We start from the raw sequence: 17,983 nt of genomic DNA on the forward strand, positions 1-17,983 counted from the left end.
TAGTCGCAATCACTTTCTCTGTCAATCAGAAAAGCTCAAACCTATCTATTTTTCAATTTCTATTATTTTGTTAACTGATAACTGGCTTCAATAAATTCAATTAATTCATCTATTGATCGTAATTCTTCCAAATACAATGTCACCCAGTTCGCTTTATTCATATGATAAGCCTCATATACACCTTGTTTTTGTCTCAATGAACCTATGAATTCTTTCTCTACTTTGACATTTACAACATCAATGACTTTATCGCTGTCTATGCCTAGTTTATCTGCTGTAATATCCATAATAAGTGCAAACCATTTACCATTCTTTTGATGCCTTAAAGCAACATAATTAGGATATTTCTCCCAGGGATAGTCAGGTATCACACCATATTGTTGTTGAACATATGACAAAACTTGTTCACGTGTTATCATCAAATCATCTCCTATTTCTCCTTATTATAGTGCTAAAAAAAGCACCTTCCAATCAACTGAACTGGAAAGTGCTGATACATTTATGATTCAATCCCACGCATGAGACGATCAACAATTGCTGATGCTGGCTCAATTTCATTCATAAATGAGATACCGAGACCAAATGATGCATAACCTTTTGATAAATCACCAAATACCATACCATTACGCATCCCTTTATAGCCGTAGTGTTTATCAAAAATTTCTTGTTTTGTGGCACCTTTATCGCTCATTTCTTGTAGTTCATTTGGCAACTCACCTGGAATTGAACGATAATAAGAACTGTAGTCGTTATACATTAACATATCCGTGGCATCAACATTTTTAACTTGTTCTTTAATATTTTGAGCCATATTAGATTCTTCTGCCATCAAGAAGGCACTTCCTACATAAATACCTTCTGCGCCAAGTACCATAGCTGCTTTTGCTGTACGTTCATCAGCAATACCGCCTGCACCAATGACTGGCACACGTCCTTTTACAGCATCTACAATAAGTGGAATGATTGAGAATGTTCCAATGACACGGTCAGGGACTGTACCACCTTCATCAAATCCAGTCGCAACAATGACATCTGCCCCACCTTGAATCGCTTCTTCTACATTTTCTACTGATGGTGTATGTGGACGGAATACCACTTTAATACCTTGTTCATGATAACGTTTCGTCCATTCTTTATCAAAAGAACCTACCATAACCGCAACTTCAATCCCTGTTTCTACCATAAGATCAAACATTGCTTTTGAAACTTCTTCCACTTCTGGAGATGGACTCACGTTCATTCCAATTGGATTACTTGTGATTGATCTCGCAATTTCAATCTCTTTACGCATATTTTCAACTGATTTCTCTAGCGTTTCTGCTGTTTCAGTTTGTCCTGCATTAAATCCTAATACGCCTAAAGCCCCTGCTTTACTAATGGCACCAACAAACTTACCACTTGTTAACCAAAACATTGGTCCTTGGATAATCGGTTTTTCAATTCCTAATACTTCAGTTACACGGTTTTTCAAAATAATCACCTTTTCCTCAGTCATTTAATAAGGTCATTTTATTGTGCATTAAATCACAAAACAATGGTTATTCAAGATAACAATGTTATTTATTTAACAGCAACATGGTATAATGTCCTATATCTTTAAAAAAAGGTGGTTGCAATGAATAAAAATGATTTACGTTATCGAAAAACTGAATTAAATTTATACAACAGCTACTTAACTTTATTAGAAAAAATGCCCGATAAAGAGATTACAATCACTAAAATATGTGAACAAGCACTATGTAGTCGTAATACATTTTATCTACATTACACATCTAAAGATCATTTGCATGAATCAATGGTGACAGCCTTACTACAAAAGATGGCAAGTGCCTTTATGTCTCATGTTGAACATGCTCGTCAAATTAGTACAAAACACTACATCTCTTATAATGAAGCAATCATCAATAGTGTCATCGAAAATAAACGGGTGCTCACTGTATTTATAAAAAACGATGACGGCTCTTTCTTTAAACAATTCAACAAAAATATAGAGTCAACTGTTTATCATGAAACTTCTTCTCTTTCTCAACATGAAGATCTAACGACAAGAAAGCTATTTGCAGCGTACCTTTCTTCAAGTGTCACTGGATTTATTTTTGAATGGCTCAGCAATGATGACATTACAGATGAAGCAGCAAAGAAAGTACTCCATCAGGTTCATATCCACACGATGTCTACCTTTACAAAAACGTTATAGATATAGCAAAGCACTCACTTCTCTTTATGAAATGAGTGCTTTTAGTATGATTATTCGTTTTCTTTTTTATAATTCTTTTTTACAAATGTCGACGTAACCACGACCAGTACCGATATCATAACTCCAGATCCCGTTAGTAAATAAATTATTATAAATTGATTTCGTATATATTAAACTCTTAGAAACCCAGGAATTAATGGCATATTGACATCTTGTAAACAATGTAGCTATTATAGATCGATATACAATTAATACTCATTTAATATCTAGAACTAAAAGTATTTCTTGCTCCGTGTTGTTCATTGTATTGTACTCGAAAGCTCTTAAACTATTGATGAGATAAACTTTATTGCTGCTTTTCATCTATCTTAACTATCATATGAAATACTTATCTCATAGTATTTACTTATACTCAAAATAATTAGATCATCTTTCATAAGACTTAAATGAAATTTCAAAAACACTTAGAATATTTAAACATATAAGCTAAAAGCTAAGCATATAAGCTTAGCTTTTAGCTTATATGCTTGTTTGCTATGCGTAGGTTATTAGGATATTTCAATTCTAATTTTCCTTCCAAAACCAGTGGCTGTACTATTTTTTGTCTTATATGGTTTTCAGTACACCCCAAAATACTTGAGATTTGATTAACAGTAAAGTATTCATCAGAGCAAAGTTTTAATACTAATTGCTTTTTCAATCTTATTTGGCCTTACGACAAGCTCCATTAGTGTTGGAGACTCACGATACATTTCTTTCATTTCACTTAAGATTTACTGTACACACTTATATATCCTTTTTCGTTCCACTACTTATCTTTCTATAAGTTACCGGTTTCTACCGTTTTCTGTACATTGTAAATCTATAAACTCCATTCTTTACTTTGTATGAATATTGTTCAGTCCTTCAGTATTTCTACCTACTATGACCTCTGCTGACTTCTCATCATTCGTTGTTACTACGACTGTTAAGTCGCTGATGAGACCTCCCCGGGTAAGCGTAATCATTTTCCACTCACATCACTGCATCATTTACTATATAGAACTCGGGTAGTATCAGACTTTGTCTTGTTTTGCAGACTCGTCCATTCCACATAGCCTTATATGATATTTCTGTTCGTCAGTGCGAGTGTTCGCGTCCGACTTCCTTCAGATTCCACTTCGCAATGGACACTCTTTTCTTTTGCTAACAGTTACTACTACCAAGCCTGTAAAGGACTTTCACCGTCAAGTTATTACCCATGCCGGGGCACAAAAACAAACTAAAATTTATAAATAAAATTTTAAATCCTGTTTTTTTATTATTTATTTTCTAGTTTCATTAAATGCTTCTCTAGTGTTTCTTTAGAATATTTACATTTACCAAAATACTTAGCATTGTCTTTTTTGTTTCTTTCCTCATAAAACTTATCCCCATAAATATTTTCATATTCCCCTAATTCATCAAATAATTTTTTTCCATTTTCTTCGCTTAATTCTATTGGTCGTAACCCATTAGACCACTTTAAAAGTAATTTTTTACCACTGGTATCATAATTCAATTTAGATAATAAATTTTTAATTTCAGCTAAATTATTATAAATTTGAGGTTGAAATGAATATTTGTCAGCAATAAATGTTTTATGATTTTTAATATTAGGATGCTGGTACATCCACCCCAAATGATCTTGCAATAAATAGTCACCTGTCATAGAATTTTTTATATAATTATAAAAATTTTTTGGGTTCTTGTTAACAATTTTATTCCAATTTATTATACTTTCGACTTTAAACACTAAATCGCAATATATATTTTCTTTAAATTCCTTTAAACTTTCTAAATATATACTATCAGTACTTTGATTAGATGTAACAAAAAATACAATATCACCTTCTTCCAGAACATCTATTAATTTACTTTTTGGTGAGTTACGACCACCTATTTGCATCACATATTTATTTAACTGACAATAACTCCACAATATATTTTTATTCCATACGTAAGGGTCTTGATTGTTTTTCTTATTTATAGGATCACTAAAGTATATTTTATTATCAAATTTATATGCTTTCCTCATTGGATGCCATATTATATAGTAACTCATTTTTATCTCCTCATTTTATAAAAGTATTTGTATAGAAACAAATTTATCAAGCGAATATTTTTTTCTAATTTCGTTTCATGATATTTTTTATTGTAAAAGAATTAGCTACTAATTTATGATGAGGGGGATTTCCATGCTAAACCCCTATAAAAAGCATCTTTCGAGTATTTTTGAGAAGTGCTGTAAATGTTGATATAACAATGATATTAAGGTTGTGAGAATTGTGGTGAACGACGTACAGCTTTAAGGCCTAGTTTTTTACGTTCAAAAAACTTTAGGATTTCTTACAGTTATATAGAGTGTCACAAGCCTAGATATTGTAGGATTTCTAATTTTTACGATTGCATAGAATTGCATCAAATTTCATTCAGGGGTAACTAAAAAACTGCTAGCCGGTGGTTAGGTATTTAACAGTACTAGTTTTTACGATTATTCCTTTTCTTCTAAATATTTATAGGCATTATAAATTGGTATTAAAATAAAAGCTATATTATACGCCCAAACAATATTTAAGCTACTTTTCGTATAATTTACAGGTAATTCGTATCCTTCATAAAAAAATATAATCATAGAAGTTATTGTTGTAAAAATTAATAAACTTATCTCTATATATACTCTATGTAATTTTATATGTTTTTTATCAGGGTAAATAAATTTATAATTATCATGCTTTTGAATAATTTTGGTATTATTTATTGATAATAATACTAATACAATTATAAGTAAAATGAAGAAGTGTTCATAATTTATACTTGATGAAAAGAATAACTTTTTATCAAGTAAATCATTTTCTCTATTTTTTATAGCATCAGACATGCTATTGTATTCCCTAGGGTTTCTAACAAAAAAAACCATTATCGATAATATTAAAAAATTTTTAATAATTGATTCGAATATTATACAAAAAAATCTATTTTGCTTACTAGAAAATTCTAACCATGGTTTTATTTTAAAAATTATAAAAAAAACACGTGATAATAACTGTGATGAACGTATAGATGCATAATGTAAGAAAATCCAATTTTTTTTCAAAATAACTCATATCTAGTATTGAAATTAAATATTCCAGATAATTCATTTATTAACCTCTTCTTTACTACTAATTATTTCTAGTGCACATTTTAATGGTAATAAATAGAAAATAATAGTAAAAATATGACCATTTAATACTGTGTCTATATTCTTATCATTTTTAGAAAATATAATCATAAATGCTAGTATGATAGATGTAACGTATAATATCTGATCAATAATCACTTTTACATTCTTTTTATTAATTTTTAGTATTTTTTTCTTTATTAACATCATATTCAGACGTATGGAAATTATAAAATATATTATAAACACTATAAATATAACGAGGTATATATCTTCAAAATGAAAATATATTAAAGATAATTTATAAATTTTTGACAACACAATAAATATTAGAACGTTAACCAAAAATATAATAAGTCCACGAATGAAGTTTATGATATAATCCCCCTGAAATTTGACTATATGTTATTTCCATTTGAATATTGAATAACAATTATTATAGCGAAATATTTACCATATTTAGTCTGTCACACATAATAATAAATAGGTGGATTTTATAATCAACTTAACCACCTGTAAACAAAAAACGCCGTGTGAATTTCACATTATTATTGAGATTGCCAAATCAAACCAATAAAGAAATGAATTCACATGATGTATACTTATTTTAACATGACATACCATAAAGTAACAAACTTAAGTTATGAAGAACGTGTTCAAATAGAAACACTTAAAAATTTAGTTATTTCAAATCGTGCAATAGCACGTGAATTAGGACGTGCACCTCAAACTATCAATCACAAAATTCATCGAGGAACAACACGTCAAATTAAACGACAAAAATATCAATATAAAGTCTATGAATATGAAGCAAAAATTTTTTCTTTACCAGGTCAATAACTTTATCGAAAAAAGATAATAATATGGTACTCAACCTTTGTGTGATATGCTCTCAGTTCACCGGACATCTAAAATGAAAAGAGATATGGTGACATATCATTTTATGGTGTGATGGCATGAAATACTATCACACTCTTTTTGTGTTTTAAAAATACAAAAAAGCACTCTCCAACATAACATTGGAAAGTGCTTGTATAAACGATATTAACGTTTTGAGAATTGTGGTGAACGACGTGCAGCTTTAAGACCTGGTTTTTTACGTTCTTTCATACGTGGGTCACGTGTTAAGAGACCAGCGCGTTTTAATGAACCTCTGTACTCAGGATCTGCTTCTAATAATGCACGTGCGATACCGTGACGGATAGCTTGTGCTTGTCCAGTGAAGCCACCACCGTGAACGTTAACTAAAACGTCATAGTTACCTTTAGTTTCTGTAACGTCGAATGGTTGGTTTAAGTCTAAAATTAATGATTCGAATGGTAAGTAGTCACGTACATCTTTACCGTTAACTGTGATATTACCTTCACCTGGTACTAAACGTACACGTGCTACTGAGTGTTTACGACGGCCTGTGCCTTTATATTCAACTTGTGCCAATGTAATTTCCTCCTTCTAATTAACCACGTAACTCGTAGTTTTCTGGTTGTTGTGCAGCGTGTGGATGTTCAGCGCCACCATATACAAATAATTTTTTACCTTGTTTTTCACCTAAACGTGAACTTGGTAACATACCTTTGATTGATTTTTCTAATAAACGCTCTGGGTTAGTTGCTCTTAATTCACCAGCAGTGATTGATTTTAAACCACCTGGGTGATTTGAGTGACGGTAGTAAATTTTGTCAGTTTCTTTTTTACCAGTGAATTGGATTTTTGAAGCGTTGATGATGATAACATAGTCACCTGTATCAACGTGTGGTGTGTAAGTTACTTTATTTTTACCGCGTAAGATAGACGCTACTTCTGATGATAAACGACCTAATGTTTGTCCTTCAGCATCAATAACGTACCATTTGCGTTCAATGTTTGATTCGTTAGCCATGAAAGTTTGACGCATAATTGAGTCCTCCTAAAAATAGATGTTTCTTTTTGATTTCAATCAGTTGTACAATACAACCGCAAACGATTATTGATTCCGTTAACCGTTCTCTTCCTGCTTCTATATCTTGTAACACAATAAGTTTCCGGGGCTTATCGTGGGGTGGATATAAAACAATACCGTTAACTATGATATAATTTATAACCCAAATTGTCAATTGCTTTTAAGAATTTTGCGTTGATTTTTTATAGTGAATTTTAATTTCTTCTCCAAAATCCGACTGTAGCACCTCTGGACTCAAATAGACCTTTTCTAAATAAAGTCCTTCTGCTGGAGCTGTATGAGGAACTAGGTTACGATCTTTGGCTTCAAGTAGTTTTGGAACATCATCTGCATCTCTTTTCCCCTTACCGACTTCCAATAAATACGCCATAATCACACGCACCATATTGTATAAGAAGCCTGATCCTGTAATCACAAAGTCTAGCCCTTCCGTCGTCTGTTCTACACGGCTTTCATAAATGGTACGTTCTTTGCTCTCCACTTCTGTTTTTTGTGAACAAAACGAAGTGAAGTCGTGTGTACCAATGAAATGTTGTGCAGCTTTATTCATCGCCACAACATCCAATTCACTTGATTCAAATGTCTTCAGTTGTGCTAAGAAAGGATTGCGATGTTCTGCTTGATACACTGAATAGCGATACGTTTTACCCACACAATCGTAGCGACAATGGAAGTCCTCATCAACAAATTGTACCTCATGCACATATATATCATCTGGTAAGCTTCTATTCATCGCATACTGCCATTTTGCGGGCTCAATATTCAATTCTGTATCAAAATGAAAATATTGTGCTTTTGCATGAACACCACGATCTGTCCGACTCGACGGATGAATACGCACAGGATGTTTATGCATCCGCTTTAGTATTTTCTCGAAATAACCTTGGACGGTACGACCTTGATTTTGTATTTGGAAGCCTAAAAACTGTCCTCCATGATAACTGATTTTCACTAAAACTCGTGGCATCTCTTTAAATCCTCTCTATATAATATAACGAATTGCCAATGAAACGACTGCAATTGGGATGATGCATAATAATGCAATGGTATCTTGTGCTCTCCACTCCAAACGTCGATAGCTCGTACGCTCTGCATTGGCATCATACCCTCTCACTTCCATCGCAATAGCTAGTTCCTCTGCACGTTGAAATGCCGAGATAAATAATGGAATAAACAATGGCACAAACGCCTTAACTCGTGACATTAAAGAACCACTTGCAAATGCTGCACCTCTTGATTTTTGTGCATTAATAATTTTATCTAGTTCTTCCATTAATGTTGGAATAAAACGCAATGCAATAGCCATCATCATACTTAAAGCAGAGACAGGTATCTTCAAGTATCTCAAAGGTTTAAGCAATCGATCAAATGCATCCGTTAAATCGAGTGGACTTGTTTTTAATGTTAAGATTGTAGAGACAATCATAATATAGGATAACCTTAACACAATCAATACCCCTTCTTGCAAACCATGTGAGTCAATGGAGATAATCCCCCACTCAAACAAGCGTGTACCACCTTTTGTTAAAAAGAGGTGCATGAATAGTGTTAAACTTAAAAAGAAGAACAACGGCATGAGTCCTTTTAATAAAAACCATAAAGGAATACGTCCTAACTTCAACAACGTATACAGCACAATGCCTAACCAAATATATGAAAGCCACGCATGACTAAAGAAAATAACAATGATAAATAAGAATACAAATAAAAACTTGCTACGTGGATCAAGATGATGTAACACGGAGTCTAAAGGGAGATAGCGACCAATAATTAACTTATCCTTCATGCTGTTGCCTCCATGCTTTATACATCTCAGCGAATTGAACTTCAGTCATCGCGAGTCGATCAAAACGCATATTTAACCTTTCTTCTATATCTCTTTGTAATTGCACGATATCCGGTAAATCAAGATGTAATGATTGCACATACTCTGTATCTCTAAACAACTGTTCTGGTGTCTGACTACTTATGACACGTCCTTTTGCCATGACTTTCACTTCATCTGCATAGGACGCTACATCATTCATATCATGAGAGACAAGAATAATTGTTTTTTGCTCTTTCTGTTGTATGTCTTTGAATAATTGCATTACTTGTTTTTTACTCTTTGGATCTAATCCAGCCGTTGGTTCATCTAAAACAAGAATATCCGGATCCATTGCAAGTATCGCAACGATGGCGACTTTACGCATTTGTCCCCCTGATAGTAAAAAGGGCGATTGCTCCATAATAGATTCGGCATCGAGTCCTAGTTTCTCTAGTAAAACTACTGCTTTGTGTCGTGCTTTTGTTAAATCCATTCCAAAGTTTTTAGGACCAAATAACACTTCATGTTCCACAGTTTGTTCAAATAATTGTGATTCTGGAAATTGAAAGACCATCCCAATGCGTTTTCTCACTTTTTGCAGGACTTTGTCTTTTGTTTTTCGTGTGACAGATACATCGATAATTTTCAATTTGCCACGACTTGGTTTCAACAATCCATTGATGTGCTGAATCAGTGTCGATTTTCCTGAGCCAGTCTTCCCAATAACAGCATAGTAACGTCCTTCTTCAAAATGCGTTGTCACAAGATTGAGTGCCTGATATTCATATGGGGTGCGCTGTTGATACGTATACGAAACATCTTCAAATTCTATCATGTCAAACACTCCAATAACTCTTCATATAATATAAAGCCCTTCTTCAGACCTAACAATCGTGCCATACGCATCTCAAAAGGCATATCAAGCCCATATACAACCAACATATCCGCATGGGCAAATATATCATCTACAGATCCCGATAATGCTACAAGCCCTTTATTTAAGACAATAACCCTATCTGACATCACAACTTCAGATAAATCATGTGTAATACATAATACAGTCATACCCTCTTCTTTATTGAGGTACTGGATCATAGACATAATCTCTTTCTTGCCTTCAGGGTCTAACATCGATGTCGCTTCATCTAAAATAATTAGTTTTGGCTGTAAAGCGAGTACACCTGCAATCGCAACACGCTGTTTTTGTCCACCTGACAATGCTGTCGGTTCATAATTCTGTTTATCCTTCATATCTACATCTTCTAGGACTTGTGGGACAATACGATGCATCTCTTCATATGGGAGGCGTCTATTTTCTAATCCAAATGCAACATCATACTTCACCGTAGAACCAACAAACTGATTATCAGGATTTTGAAAGACGAATCCAATATGGTGATGAAACGCGGTTAATGGAATATTTTTAATGGATTCATTATCAATTTTGATATCTCCATCAAAATCACTTTCGACACCTGCAATAAGTTTAGCCAATGTTGACTTACCAGAGCCATTATGACCGACAATAGATACCCATTCACCCTTATTGACTGTAAAGTTGACATCTTTGAGTATATCTTCAGCATCTTCGTCGTATCGAAATGAGACATTTTGAATCTGTAATAAAGGTTCCTTAGACATACGATTGACTCCTCTAATTAATAATACTTTATAGTTCTATGGACACATGTCATGGTGTTGTCAAAAAGAAAAATAAAGATCTATTTCTCTTTAATAATAATAGATAAGCCTTATGTTTTAACCAAAATTTGTGACATAAAAGTTACAATAGCATACCATTTCATTTTACCTAAAATATTGCCCCTGTACAACCTAAGAATCCGCTACAAAACAAATAAGACCTACATATCCGTAGGCCTTAAACGATGATACTAAGTATTTGCATAAAAAAGCGCGCACCCCATCCTATTGAGATCACGCTATATCATCAATATTTAGTTGGATGGGATGCTCTGAGCTAGACAATATCTGTATGTGGCAGACATTATCGTTGCACTCATTTGCTTTAAATGTAGTAGTGTGTATTAATTATACTAATTCAATAATAACTGTTAATGCGCCGTCACCTTTACGAGGTGCAACTTTAACGATACGAGTGTAACCACCTTGACGTTCTTGGTAACGTTCAGCGATTTCACCGAATAATTTTTGTAAAGCTGTTTGTGTTGTTTCATCTTCGTTTAAGATTTCAACGTTACGTAATGTTTTAGCTGCATTACGACGAGAAGCTAAATCACCTTTTTTACCTAAAGTAATTAATTTTTCAACAACACTGCGAAGTTCTTTCGCACGCGCTTCAGTAGTTTCGATACGTTCGTTAACGATTAATGAAGTTGCTAAATCGCGTAACATTGCTTTACGTTGATCTGACGTACGACCTAATTTTCTGTAACCCATGAGTTAACCTCCTTTATCAATCTTCTTTTCTTAGGCCTAAACCTAAGTCTTCTAATTTGTGTTTTACTTCTTCAAGAGACTTTCGACCTAAGTTACGAACTTTCATCATATCAGCCTCTGATTTATCAGCGAGTTCTTGTACTGAGTTAATACCAGCACGTTTCAGACAGTTGTATGAACGTACAGATAAGTCTAATTCTTCAATAGACATTTCAAGTACTTTTTCTTTTTGATCTTCTTCTTTTTCAATCATGATTTCAGCATTTTGCGCTTCATCAGTTAAACCAACAAAGATATTTAAATGCTCAGTCATAATTTTTGCAGCTAAAGAAACAGACTCTTGTGGTGTGATTGAACCATCTGTCCAAACATCTAATGTCAATTTATCAAAGTCTGAGCTTTGACCAACACGTGTGTTTTCAACTGTGTAGTTCACGCGCTCAACAGGTGAGTACAATGAATCAACAGGGATAACACCAATTGGCATATCACTTGAGTTATTTTGATCAGCTAATGCATAACCACGGCCTTTGTTTGCAACTAAACGTAGTTTGAAGTGACCACCTTTAGATACTGTCGCAATTTTAAGGTCTGGATTTAAGATCTCAACATCACTGTCATGTGTAATATCTTTTGCAGTGACTTCGCCTTCTTCTTTAACATCGATTTCTAGTGTTTTCTCTTCGTCTGAATAAATCTTAAGCGCTAGCTTTTTGATATTCATAACGATTGTAGAAACATCTTCTACAACATTATCGATTGCAGAGAATTCGTGTAGAACACCTTCAATTTCGATGTATTTCACAGCCGCTCCTGGTAATGATGATAGTAGGATACGACGTAAGGAGTTTCCTAGTGTAGTACCGTAACCACGTTCTAGTGGTTCAACAACGAACTTACCGAACTTAGCATCATCACTAACTTCAATTGTTTCAATTCTAGGTTTCTCAATTTCAATCATTTACATATCCTCCTTAAATACGTCGATTTGTATAAATTATAAATTCTTTAACCATGTGACAAAGTAATTTTAAAATTATACGCGACGACGTTTTGGTGGACGGCAACCATTGTGAGGTACTGGAGTAACGTCTTTAATCGCTGTTACTTCTAAACCAGCTGATTGTAACGCACGGATCGCTGATTCACGACCTGGTCCAGGTCCTTTAACAGTTACTTCAACTGATTTTAAACCGTGTTCCATTGCAGCTTTAGAAGCTGTTTCTGAAGCCATTTGTGCTGCGAATGGTGTAGATTTTTTAGAACCTTTAAAACCAAGCGCACCTGCAGATGACCATGATAAAGCATTACCGAATTCATCTGTAATAGTTACAATTGTATTGTTAAATGTAGAACGGATATGTGCTACACCATTTTCAATATTCTTTTTCACTCTACGTTTACGTGATACTTGTTTACGTGCCATAGTACTATTTGCCTCCTTTACCTATTATTTTTTCTTGTTAGCAACAGTTTTAACTGGGCCTTTACGCGTACGCGCATTGTTTTTTGTTTTTTGACCATTTACTGGTAAACCACGACGGTGGCGGATACCACGGTAAGATGAGATTTCCATTAAACGTTTGATGTTTAAGTTTGTTTCACGGCGTAAGTCACCTTCAACTTTATAACCATCAACAACTTCACGAATACGACCTAACTCATCATCAGTTAAATCTTTTACACGTGTATCTTCTGAAACGTTCGCTTCTGAAAGAATTTGTTTTGCTGTTGCTTTACCGATACCATAAACATATGTTAATGAAATTACTACGCGCTTATCGCGTGGGATATCAATTCCTGCAATACGTGCCATTATATTTACACCTCTCTTTTAATTAACCTTGTTTTTGTTTGTGTTTAGGGTTTTCACAAATTACCATTACTTTACCTTTACGTTTAATGACTTTACATTTTTCGCAAATAGGTTTCACTGATGGTCTAACTTTCATTTTTTATACCTCCTTCAATGATGGAGTGACAATTATTTATAACGATATGTGATTCTGCCGCGTGTTAAATCATACGGAGACATTTCAACTGTTACTTTATCGCCAGGTAGAATACGAATATAGTTCATGCGAATTTTACCACTAACATGTGCTAAAATCTCATGGCCATTTTCTAATTCTACTTTAAACATTGCATTTGGTAAAGTATCAAGTACTGTACCTTCAAGTTCGATTACGTCTTGTTTCGCCATTGATTAACTCCTCCTTTTCAGTTGTAAGGATTATAGAATATCAACTCGATTATAGTAGCCTGGATTTCACTTCAAAATCATCATTATCATTAATGTCACATAATTTGTTTCAACTAATTTATTACTAACGACTTCTTAAAAGCGAATTGCATCCAAGTCGTTCTATTTAAGTGATTCTAAAATTTGGATTACATCCTCTGAAACAGCGTCAATTTGTTTTGAACCATCAATATTTTTCAATACGCCTTCTTTACTGTAGAAGTCTAAGATTGGCTTAGATTGTTTAATATTAACATTCAAACGATTTGCAACTGTTTCTGGGTTGTCATCTTCACGTTGGTATAATTTACCGCCATCAAGATCACAAACACCTTCAACCTTAGGAGGATTGAAAACAAGATGATAAGTTGTCCCACATGTTTCACAAATGCGACGACCAGTAAGACGATTCATCAATTCTTCTTCTGGAACCTCGATGTTAACAACTGCGTCGATTTCTCTACCTAGTTCTTCTAAAATTGAATTAAGCGCTTCAGCTTGTTCAATTGTTCGAGGAAATCCATCTAGTAAGAATCCTTTTTTAGCATCATCTTCTGAAATGCGTTCTTTTACAATTCCTACTGTAACTTCATCTGGTACAAGTTCTCCGCGATCCATATATGATTTAGCTTCTTTACCTAGTTCAGTTTCGTCTTTAATTGCTTTTCTGAACATATCCCCTGTTGAAATGTGAGGGATTGGATATTTTTTAACTATTTCACTCGCTTGTGTCCCTTTACCAGCACCAGGTAATCCCATTAAAATAATGTTCATACTATGCCCTCCTAAAAATTAACGTCTACCAAAGCCTGTATATTTTCGTTCACTCACTTGTGCTTCTAAGCTCTTCATCGTTTCAATGGCAACACCGATAACAATGAGTAAGCTTGTACCACCCACTTGAATGGACTGTGGTAAGTTCATAAATTTCGTTGCAATAATTGGCAAGATTGCAATGACTGCTAAGAAAATTGAACCTACAAACGTTAAACGATACAAGACTTTTGTAATATATTTTTTAGTATTAACGCCCGGTCTAATACCCGGAACATAACTACCTTGTTTCTTCAGGTTATCTGCCATCTTCTCAGGGTTAACTTGAACAAATGCATAGAAATAAGTAAATGCAATGATCAAAATAACATATACAATCATACCAATATTGTGAGATGGATCAGCATATGTTGCAACTGTCTTCGCCCATTCTGCTTTAGGGAAGAACAATGTCAAAGTTCTTGGTAACAAGAAGAATGCCATTGCGAAAATGACTGGAATAACACCTGCAGAGTTTACTTTCAAAGGTAAATACGTTGCTTGTGAACCAAGTTGCATTTTGGATTGTTTTTTTGCATATTGAATCGGTATTTTACGAATAGCTTGTAAAACGTAAACAGCACCCACAGTTAAAAGAATCATTCCAATAACAAGGCCTGCTACTTTTAACCAAGCTAATGTCACATCATCTTGCCCAATAAATTCTTTTTGATAGAATTGAATCAAAGCAGATGGTAGTGAAGATAAGATACCTGCAAAGATAATGATAGAAATACCATTACCCACACCATATTGCGTAATTTGTTCACCTAACCACATTAAGAATGCAGTTCCTGTTGTTAAAACAATTGCAATTAATAGATATGACCAAACGTTTTGGTTCTTGATCAATGCGCCATCCAAATACGTATTGAATTGGAATGACATACCAATCGATTGAATGAATGCAAGAATAATTGTGAAGTAACGTGTGAAAGTACTTAACTTTTTACGTCCAGTTTCACCTTGTTTTGCCCATTCTGTAAACTTAGGTACTATATCCATTTGTAACAATTGCATAACGATAGAAGCCGTAATGTAAGGCATAATACCCATAGCAAAGATAGAAAAGTTCTTCAAGGCACCGCCACCAAACGTGTTTAACAAGTCAGTGACGCCTTGAGAACCTCGTTGATTATCAAAAGCTGCTGGATCTACACCAGGTGCTGGAATATACGTACCTATTTTGAAAATTACTAACATTGCAAGAGTAAAAAGTATCTTGTTTCTGACTTCTTTAGTTTTAAAGAAGTTTACAAGCGTATGAAACATTAGATCACCTCGTGTGCTCCGCCTTTCGCTTCAATTGCTTCTTTGGCTGCAGCTGAGAATTTATGTGCTTTTACAGTTAATTTTTTTTCTAATGAACCATTACCTAAAACTTTAATACCAGATTTTTCGTTTTTAACAACGCCTGTTTCGATTAATAACTCAGGTGTTACCTCAGTACCATCTTCGAATTTGTTAAGTTGATCTAAGTTAACGATTGCGTATTCTTTGCGGTTAATGTTAGTGAAACCACGTTTTGGAATACGACGGAATAATGGTAATTGACCACCTTCGAAACCTGGTCTTACGCCACCACCTGAACGGGCTTTTTGACCTTTTTGACCGCGACCACTAGTTTTACCGTTACCAGTACCAGCACCACGACCTACGCGGTTACGTACTTTACGTGAACTTTCTGATGGTTTTAATTCATGTAATTTCATTTCGGCACCTCCTTGATTATTTTTCTTCTACTGTTACTAAGTGACTTACTTTGCTGATTTGTCCACGAATTGCATCATTGTCTTCAACAACTACAGAAGAATGCATTTTTTTAAGACCTAATGCTTCAACTGTTTTACGTTGTGTTTCAGGACGACCGATAACACTTCGAGTGAGGGTAATTTGAATTTTAGCCATTTATCTGTTCCCTCCTTAATTGTATAATTCTTCTACTGATTTACCACGTAAACGGGCAACATCTTCAGCATTTTTTAAGTTTTGTAAACCGTCGATTGTAGCACGTACCATGTTAATTGGTGTATTAGAACCTAATGACTTACTTAAGATATCAGTGATACCTGCAAGCTCAAGTACGGCACGAACTGGTCCACCTGCGATAACACCTGTACCAGGTGCAGCTGGTTTCATTAATACGCTTCCTGAACCGAAACGTCCAGTGATTGTGTGAGGAGTAGTTCCGTCAACACGGTGAACTGTGATAAGGTTCTTTTTCGCAGCTTCAACTGCTTTTTTGATTGCTTCAGGTACCTCTTGTGCTTTACCAGTACCGAAACCAACGCGACCATTTTTGTCACCTACTACTACTAATGCTGTGAAACGGAAACGACGTCCACCTTTAACAACTTTCGCAACACGGTTGATCGTAACAACGCGTTCTTCAAATTCTTTAACTTCTTCTTCTCTACGAGCCATTGAGTTGTCCCTCCTTTAAATTAAAATTGAAGTCCATTTTCGCGAGCTGCATCTGCTAATGCTTTTACACGTCCGTGGAATAAGTATCCTCCACGATCAAATACAACTGCTTCGATTCCTTTTTCAGTCGCTTTTTTAGCGATTGCTTCACCAACTTGAGTTGCTAATTCAACTTTAGTTGCTGATGCGTCTACGCCACTGTCTTTAGAAGACGCTTGCGCTAATGTTACGCCTTTAGTGTCATCAATGATTTGTGCATAGATATGTTTGTTAGAACGATATACGTTAAGACGTGGTCTTTCGCTAGTACCTGACAATTTCGTACGAACACGTGCATGTCTTTTTAAACGTACTTTGTTTTTATCAATTTTGCTGATCATGTCAATACTCCTTTCTATAGAGTTTATTTATTATTTACCAGTTTTACCTTCTTTACGGCGAACATATTCACCTTGGTAACGAATGCCTTTACCTTTATAAGGTTCTGGTGGACGAACGTCACGAATTTTTGATGCTGTTGCACCTACTAATTCTTTGTCGATACCTTCGACTTTGACAGTCGTATTTTTTTCTACTGAGAAAGTAATACCTTCAGCAGCTTCGAATTCAACTGGGTGAGAATAACCAACGTTTAATACAAGTTTAGAACCTTGTACTTGTGCACGGTAACCAACACCGATAAGTTCTAATGTTTTTTCGTATCCTTTAGATACACCTTGCACCATATTATTGATTAACGCACGAGTTGTACCATGAACAGTTCTGTGTTCTTTAGAATCTGATGGTCTTACAACTTCAAGTGTGTTTTCTTCTTGTTTATAAGTCATTTCTGGGTTTAAAGTTCGTGATAATTCACCTTTAGGTCCTTTAACAGAAACTGTACTACCATCGATAGTTACAGTAACGTCGCTAGGGATCTCGATAATTTTTTTACCAACACGGCTCATGTTATGGCACCTCCT

Annotated in this window: 26 protein-coding genes; 2 read left to right on the forward strand and 24 right to left on the reverse strand. The window is 34.5% G+C overall.

Annotation, left to right across the window (positions count from 1 at the left end):
- Positions 1 to 62: 62 nt before the first annotated feature.
- Both MUA88_RS08925 and MUA88_RS08930 read right to left on the reverse strand, forming a co-directional pair.
- Entirely contained in the window at positions 63 to 419 is a 357-nt protein-coding gene (locus MUA88_RS08925) for an MmcQ/YjbR family DNA-binding protein (protein WP_262605424.1), read from the reverse strand.
- An 80-nt stretch (positions 420 to 499) separates the two neighbouring features.
- On the reverse strand, positions 500 to 1,495 hold the full coding sequence (locus tag MUA88_RS08930; protein WP_262603819.1) for an NAD(P)H-dependent flavin oxidoreductase: 996 nt from the start codon (positions 1,493 to 1,495) through the stop codon (positions 500 to 502).
- 120 nt (positions 1,496 to 1,615) lie between these two features.
- Here MUA88_RS08930 and MUA88_RS08935 point away from each other — a divergent pair, with 120 nt between their 5' ends.
- Positions 1,616 to 2,197 carry a TetR/AcrR family transcriptional regulator gene (locus MUA88_RS08935; RefSeq protein WP_262605425.1) on the forward strand — a complete coding sequence of 194 codons (582 nt, stop codon included), beginning with the start codon at positions 1,616 to 1,618 and terminating at the stop codon, positions 2,195 to 2,197.
- Positions 2,198 to 3,075: 878 nt separating this feature from the next.
- Here MUA88_RS08935 and MUA88_RS08940 read toward each other — a convergent pair.
- From MUA88_RS08940 to MUA88_RS08950, 3 genes are all read right to left on the reverse strand, one after another.
- A complete protein-coding gene (locus MUA88_RS08940) occupies positions 3,076 to 3,204 on the reverse strand; it encodes a hypothetical protein (RefSeq protein ID WP_262603821.1) in 129 nt (42 codons plus the stop codon).
- Positions 3,205 to 3,497: 293 nt separating this feature from the next.
- Positions 3,498 to 4,280: a hypothetical protein gene (locus tag MUA88_RS08945; protein ID WP_262605426.1), complete on the reverse strand. Its 783-nt coding sequence runs from the start codon at positions 4,278 to 4,280 to the stop codon at positions 3,498 to 3,500.
- Positions 4,281 to 4,709: 429 nt separating this feature from the next.
- Positions 4,710 to 5,096 carry a hypothetical protein gene (locus MUA88_RS08950; RefSeq protein ID WP_262603823.1) on the reverse strand — a complete coding sequence of 129 codons (387 nt, stop codon included), beginning with the start codon at positions 5,094 to 5,096 and terminating at the stop codon, positions 4,710 to 4,712.
- Positions 5,097 to 5,990: 894 nt separating this feature from the next.
- Here MUA88_RS08950 and MUA88_RS08955 point away from each other — a divergent pair.
- Positions 5,991 to 6,218: a helix-turn-helix domain-containing protein gene (locus MUA88_RS08955; RefSeq protein WP_262605427.1), complete on the forward strand. Its 228-nt coding sequence runs from the start codon at positions 5,991 to 5,993 to the stop codon at positions 6,216 to 6,218.
- Between the two features lie 204 nt (positions 6,219 to 6,422).
- Here MUA88_RS08955 and rpsI read toward each other — a convergent pair whose 3' ends face one another.
- The 19 genes from rpsI to rplF form a co-directional block, all read right to left on the reverse strand.
- Entirely contained in the window at positions 6,423 to 6,815 is a 393-nt protein-coding gene (gene rpsI / locus MUA88_RS08960) for a 30S ribosomal protein S9 (RefSeq protein WP_229709397.1), read from the reverse strand.
- A gap of 19 nt (positions 6,816 to 6,834) precedes the next feature.
- On the reverse strand, positions 6,835 to 7,272 hold the full coding sequence (gene rplM, locus MUA88_RS08965; protein ID WP_095117598.1) for a 50S ribosomal protein L13: 438 nt from the start codon (positions 7,270 to 7,272) through the stop codon (positions 6,835 to 6,837).
- A gap of 205 nt (positions 7,273 to 7,477) precedes the next feature.
- Entirely contained in the window at positions 7,478 to 8,284 is an 807-nt protein-coding gene (gene truA, locus MUA88_RS08970; protein WP_262603825.1) for a tRNA pseudouridine(38-40) synthase TruA, read from the reverse strand.
- A gap of 15 nt (positions 8,285 to 8,299) precedes the next feature.
- Entirely contained in the window at positions 8,300 to 9,103 is an 804-nt protein-coding gene (locus tag MUA88_RS08975; RefSeq protein WP_262603826.1) for an energy-coupling factor transporter transmembrane component T family protein, read from the reverse strand.
- Entirely contained in the window at positions 9,093 to 9,959 is an 867-nt protein-coding gene (locus MUA88_RS08980; protein WP_262603827.1) for an energy-coupling factor transporter ATPase, read from the reverse strand. Before MUA88_RS08980 ends, MUA88_RS08975 begins: the two co-directional genes overlap by 11 nt.
- The gene (locus MUA88_RS08985) at positions 9,956 to 10,765 is read right to left on the reverse strand and encodes an energy-coupling factor transporter ATPase (RefSeq protein WP_262605428.1); all 810 of its coding nucleotides are present in this window, start codon (positions 10,763 to 10,765) and stop codon (positions 9,956 to 9,958) included. Before MUA88_RS08985 ends, MUA88_RS08980 begins: the two co-directional genes overlap by 4 nt.
- Positions 10,766 to 11,173: 408 nt before the next feature.
- The gene (rplQ, locus tag MUA88_RS08990; protein WP_037567144.1) at positions 11,174 to 11,542 is read right to left on the reverse strand and encodes a 50S ribosomal protein L17; all 369 of its coding nucleotides are present in this window, start codon (positions 11,540 to 11,542) and stop codon (positions 11,174 to 11,176) included.
- Positions 11,543 to 11,558: 16 nt separating this feature from the next.
- Positions 11,559 to 12,503 (reverse strand): DNA-directed RNA polymerase subunit alpha, encoded by a 945-nt coding sequence (locus tag MUA88_RS08995; protein WP_262603829.1) that lies wholly within the window; start codon positions 12,501 to 12,503, stop codon positions 11,559 to 11,561.
- Between the two features lie 75 nt (positions 12,504 to 12,578).
- A complete protein-coding gene (gene rpsK / locus MUA88_RS09000; RefSeq protein WP_014613235.1) occupies positions 12,579 to 12,968 on the reverse strand; it encodes a 30S ribosomal protein S11 in 390 nt (129 codons plus the stop codon).
- Between the two features lie 24 nt (positions 12,969 to 12,992).
- Positions 12,993 to 13,358, reverse strand: a complete 366-nt coding sequence (gene rpsM / locus MUA88_RS09005) for a 30S ribosomal protein S13 (protein ID WP_262603830.1) — start codon at positions 13,356 to 13,358, stop codon at positions 12,993 to 12,995.
- A gap of 22 nt (positions 13,359 to 13,380) precedes the next feature.
- Positions 13,381 to 13,494, reverse strand: coding sequence for a 50S ribosomal protein L36 (gene rpmJ, locus MUA88_RS09010; protein WP_002509257.1), 114 nt, complete (start codon positions 13,492 to 13,494; stop codon positions 13,381 to 13,383).
- A gap of 32 nt (positions 13,495 to 13,526) precedes the next feature.
- On the reverse strand, positions 13,527 to 13,745 hold the full coding sequence (gene infA, locus MUA88_RS09015; protein WP_001118443.1) for a translation initiation factor IF-1: 219 nt from the start codon (positions 13,743 to 13,745) through the stop codon (positions 13,527 to 13,529).
- 162 nt (positions 13,746 to 13,907) lie between these two features.
- Positions 13,908 to 14,558, reverse strand: coding sequence for an adenylate kinase (locus MUA88_RS09020; protein WP_262603831.1), 651 nt, complete (start codon positions 14,556 to 14,558; stop codon positions 13,908 to 13,910).
- 18 nt (positions 14,559 to 14,576) lie between these two features.
- On the reverse strand, positions 14,577 to 15,869 hold the full coding sequence (gene secY / locus MUA88_RS09025) for a preprotein translocase subunit SecY (protein ID WP_262605429.1): 1,293 nt from the start codon (positions 15,867 to 15,869) through the stop codon (positions 14,577 to 14,579).
- Positions 15,869 to 16,309, reverse strand: coding sequence for a 50S ribosomal protein L15 (gene rplO / locus MUA88_RS09030; RefSeq protein ID WP_262605430.1), 441 nt, complete (start codon positions 16,307 to 16,309; stop codon positions 15,869 to 15,871). Before rplO ends, secY begins: the two co-directional genes overlap by 1 nt.
- A gap of 16 nt (positions 16,310 to 16,325) precedes the next feature.
- Positions 16,326 to 16,505, reverse strand: coding sequence for a 50S ribosomal protein L30 (gene rpmD, locus MUA88_RS09035; protein WP_262605431.1), 180 nt, complete (start codon positions 16,503 to 16,505; stop codon positions 16,326 to 16,328).
- 15 nt (positions 16,506 to 16,520) lie between these two features.
- A complete protein-coding gene (rpsE, locus tag MUA88_RS09040) occupies positions 16,521 to 17,021 on the reverse strand; it encodes a 30S ribosomal protein S5 (protein WP_095117609.1) in 501 nt (166 codons plus the stop codon).
- 20 nt (positions 17,022 to 17,041) lie between these two features.
- Positions 17,042 to 17,401, reverse strand: a complete 360-nt coding sequence (gene rplR, locus MUA88_RS09045; RefSeq protein ID WP_095117610.1) for a 50S ribosomal protein L18 — start codon at positions 17,399 to 17,401, stop codon at positions 17,042 to 17,044.
- A 30-nt stretch (positions 17,402 to 17,431) separates the two neighbouring features.
- Positions 17,432 to 17,968, reverse strand: a complete 537-nt coding sequence (gene rplF, locus MUA88_RS09050; RefSeq protein ID WP_262605433.1) for a 50S ribosomal protein L6 — start codon at positions 17,966 to 17,968, stop codon at positions 17,432 to 17,434.
- Between the last annotated feature and the right edge of the window lie 15 nt (positions 17,969 to 17,983).

The sequence above is a fragment of the Staphylococcus sp. IVB6240 genome (assembly GCF_025558425.1).
Lineage (GTDB): Bacteria > Bacillota > Bacilli > Staphylococcales > Staphylococcaceae > Staphylococcus.

What these genes read in the sequence shown, in the direction of transcription:
- MUA88_RS08925 (WP_262605424.1), bottom strand. Translation starts at nt 419, where the DNA reads ATGATAACACGTGAACAAGTTTTGTCATATGTTCAACAACAATATGGT.
- MUA88_RS08930 (WP_262603819.1), bottom strand. Translation starts at nt 1,495, where the DNA reads ATGACTGAGGAAAAGGTGATTATTTTGAAAAACCGTGTAACTGAAGTA.
- MUA88_RS08935 (WP_262605425.1), top strand. Translation starts at nt 1,616, where the DNA reads ATGAATAAAAATGATTTACGTTATCGAAAAACTGAATTAAATTTATAC.
- MUA88_RS08940 (WP_262603821.1), bottom strand. Translation starts at nt 3,204, where the DNA reads ATGATTACGCTTACCCGGGGAGGTCTCATCAGCGACTTAACAGTCGTA.
- MUA88_RS08945 (WP_262605426.1), bottom strand. Translation starts at nt 4,280, where the DNA reads ATGAGTTACTATATAATATGGCATCCAATGAGGAAAGCATATAAATTT.
- MUA88_RS08950 (WP_262603823.1), bottom strand. Translation starts at nt 5,096, where the DNA reads ATGTCTGATGCTATAAAAAATAGAGAAAATGATTTACTTGATAAAAAG.
- MUA88_RS08955 (WP_262605427.1), top strand. Translation starts at nt 5,991, where the DNA reads ATGACATACCATAAAGTAACAAACTTAAGTTATGAAGAACGTGTTCAA.
- rplM (WP_095117598.1), bottom strand. Translation starts at nt 7,272, where the DNA reads ATGCGTCAAACTTTCATGGCTAACGAATCAAACATTGAACGCAAATGG.
- truA (WP_262603825.1), bottom strand. Translation starts at nt 8,284, where the DNA reads ATGCCACGAGTTTTAGTGAAAATCAGTTATCATGGAGGACAGTTTTTA.
- MUA88_RS08975 (WP_262603826.1), bottom strand. Translation starts at nt 9,103, where the DNA reads ATGAAGGATAAGTTAATTATTGGTCGCTATCTCCCTTTAGACTCCGTG.
- MUA88_RS08980 (WP_262603827.1), bottom strand. Translation starts at nt 9,959, where the DNA reads ATGATAGAATTTGAAGATGTTTCGTATACGTATCAACAGCGCACCCCA.
- MUA88_RS08985 (WP_262605428.1), bottom strand. Translation starts at nt 10,765, where the DNA reads ATGTCTAAGGAACCTTTATTACAGATTCAAAATGTCTCATTTCGATAC.
- rplQ (WP_037567144.1), bottom strand. Translation starts at nt 11,542, where the DNA reads ATGGGTTACAGAAAATTAGGTCGTACGTCAGATCAACGTAAAGCAATG.
- MUA88_RS08995 (WP_262603829.1), bottom strand. Translation starts at nt 12,503, where the DNA reads ATGATTGAAATTGAGAAACCTAGAATTGAAACAATTGAAGTTAGTGAT.
- rpsK (WP_014613235.1), bottom strand. Translation starts at nt 12,968, where the DNA reads ATGGCACGTAAACAAGTATCACGTAAACGTAGAGTGAAAAAGAATATT.
- rpsM (WP_262603830.1), bottom strand. Translation starts at nt 13,358, where the DNA reads ATGGCACGTATTGCAGGAATTGATATCCCACGCGATAAGCGCGTAGTA.
- rpmJ (WP_002509257.1), bottom strand. Translation starts at nt 13,494, where the DNA reads ATGAAAGTTAGACCATCAGTGAAACCTATTTGCGAAAAATGTAAAGTC.
- infA (WP_001118443.1), bottom strand. Translation starts at nt 13,745, where the DNA reads ATGGCGAAACAAGACGTAATCGAACTTGAAGGTACAGTACTTGATACT.
- MUA88_RS09020 (WP_262603831.1), bottom strand. Translation starts at nt 14,558, where the DNA reads ATGAACATTATTTTAATGGGATTACCTGGTGCTGGTAAAGGGACACAA.
- secY (WP_262605429.1), bottom strand. Translation starts at nt 15,869, where the DNA reads ATGTTTCATACGCTTGTAAACTTCTTTAAAACTAAAGAAGTCAGAAAC.
- rplO (WP_262605430.1), bottom strand. Translation starts at nt 16,309, where the DNA reads ATGAAATTACATGAATTAAAACCATCAGAAAGTTCACGTAAAGTACGT.
- rpmD (WP_262605431.1), bottom strand. Translation starts at nt 16,505, where the DNA reads ATGGCTAAAATTCAAATTACCCTCACTCGAAGTGTTATCGGTCGTCCT.
- rpsE (WP_095117609.1), bottom strand. Translation starts at nt 17,021, where the DNA reads ATGGCTCGTAGAGAAGAAGAAGTTAAAGAATTTGAAGAACGCGTTGTT.
- rplR (WP_095117610.1), bottom strand. Translation starts at nt 17,401, where the DNA reads ATGATCAGCAAAATTGATAAAAACAAAGTACGTTTAAAAAGACATGCA.
- rplF (WP_262605433.1), bottom strand. Translation starts at nt 17,968, where the DNA reads ATGAGCCGTGTTGGTAAAAAAATTATCGAGATCCCTAGCGACGTTACT.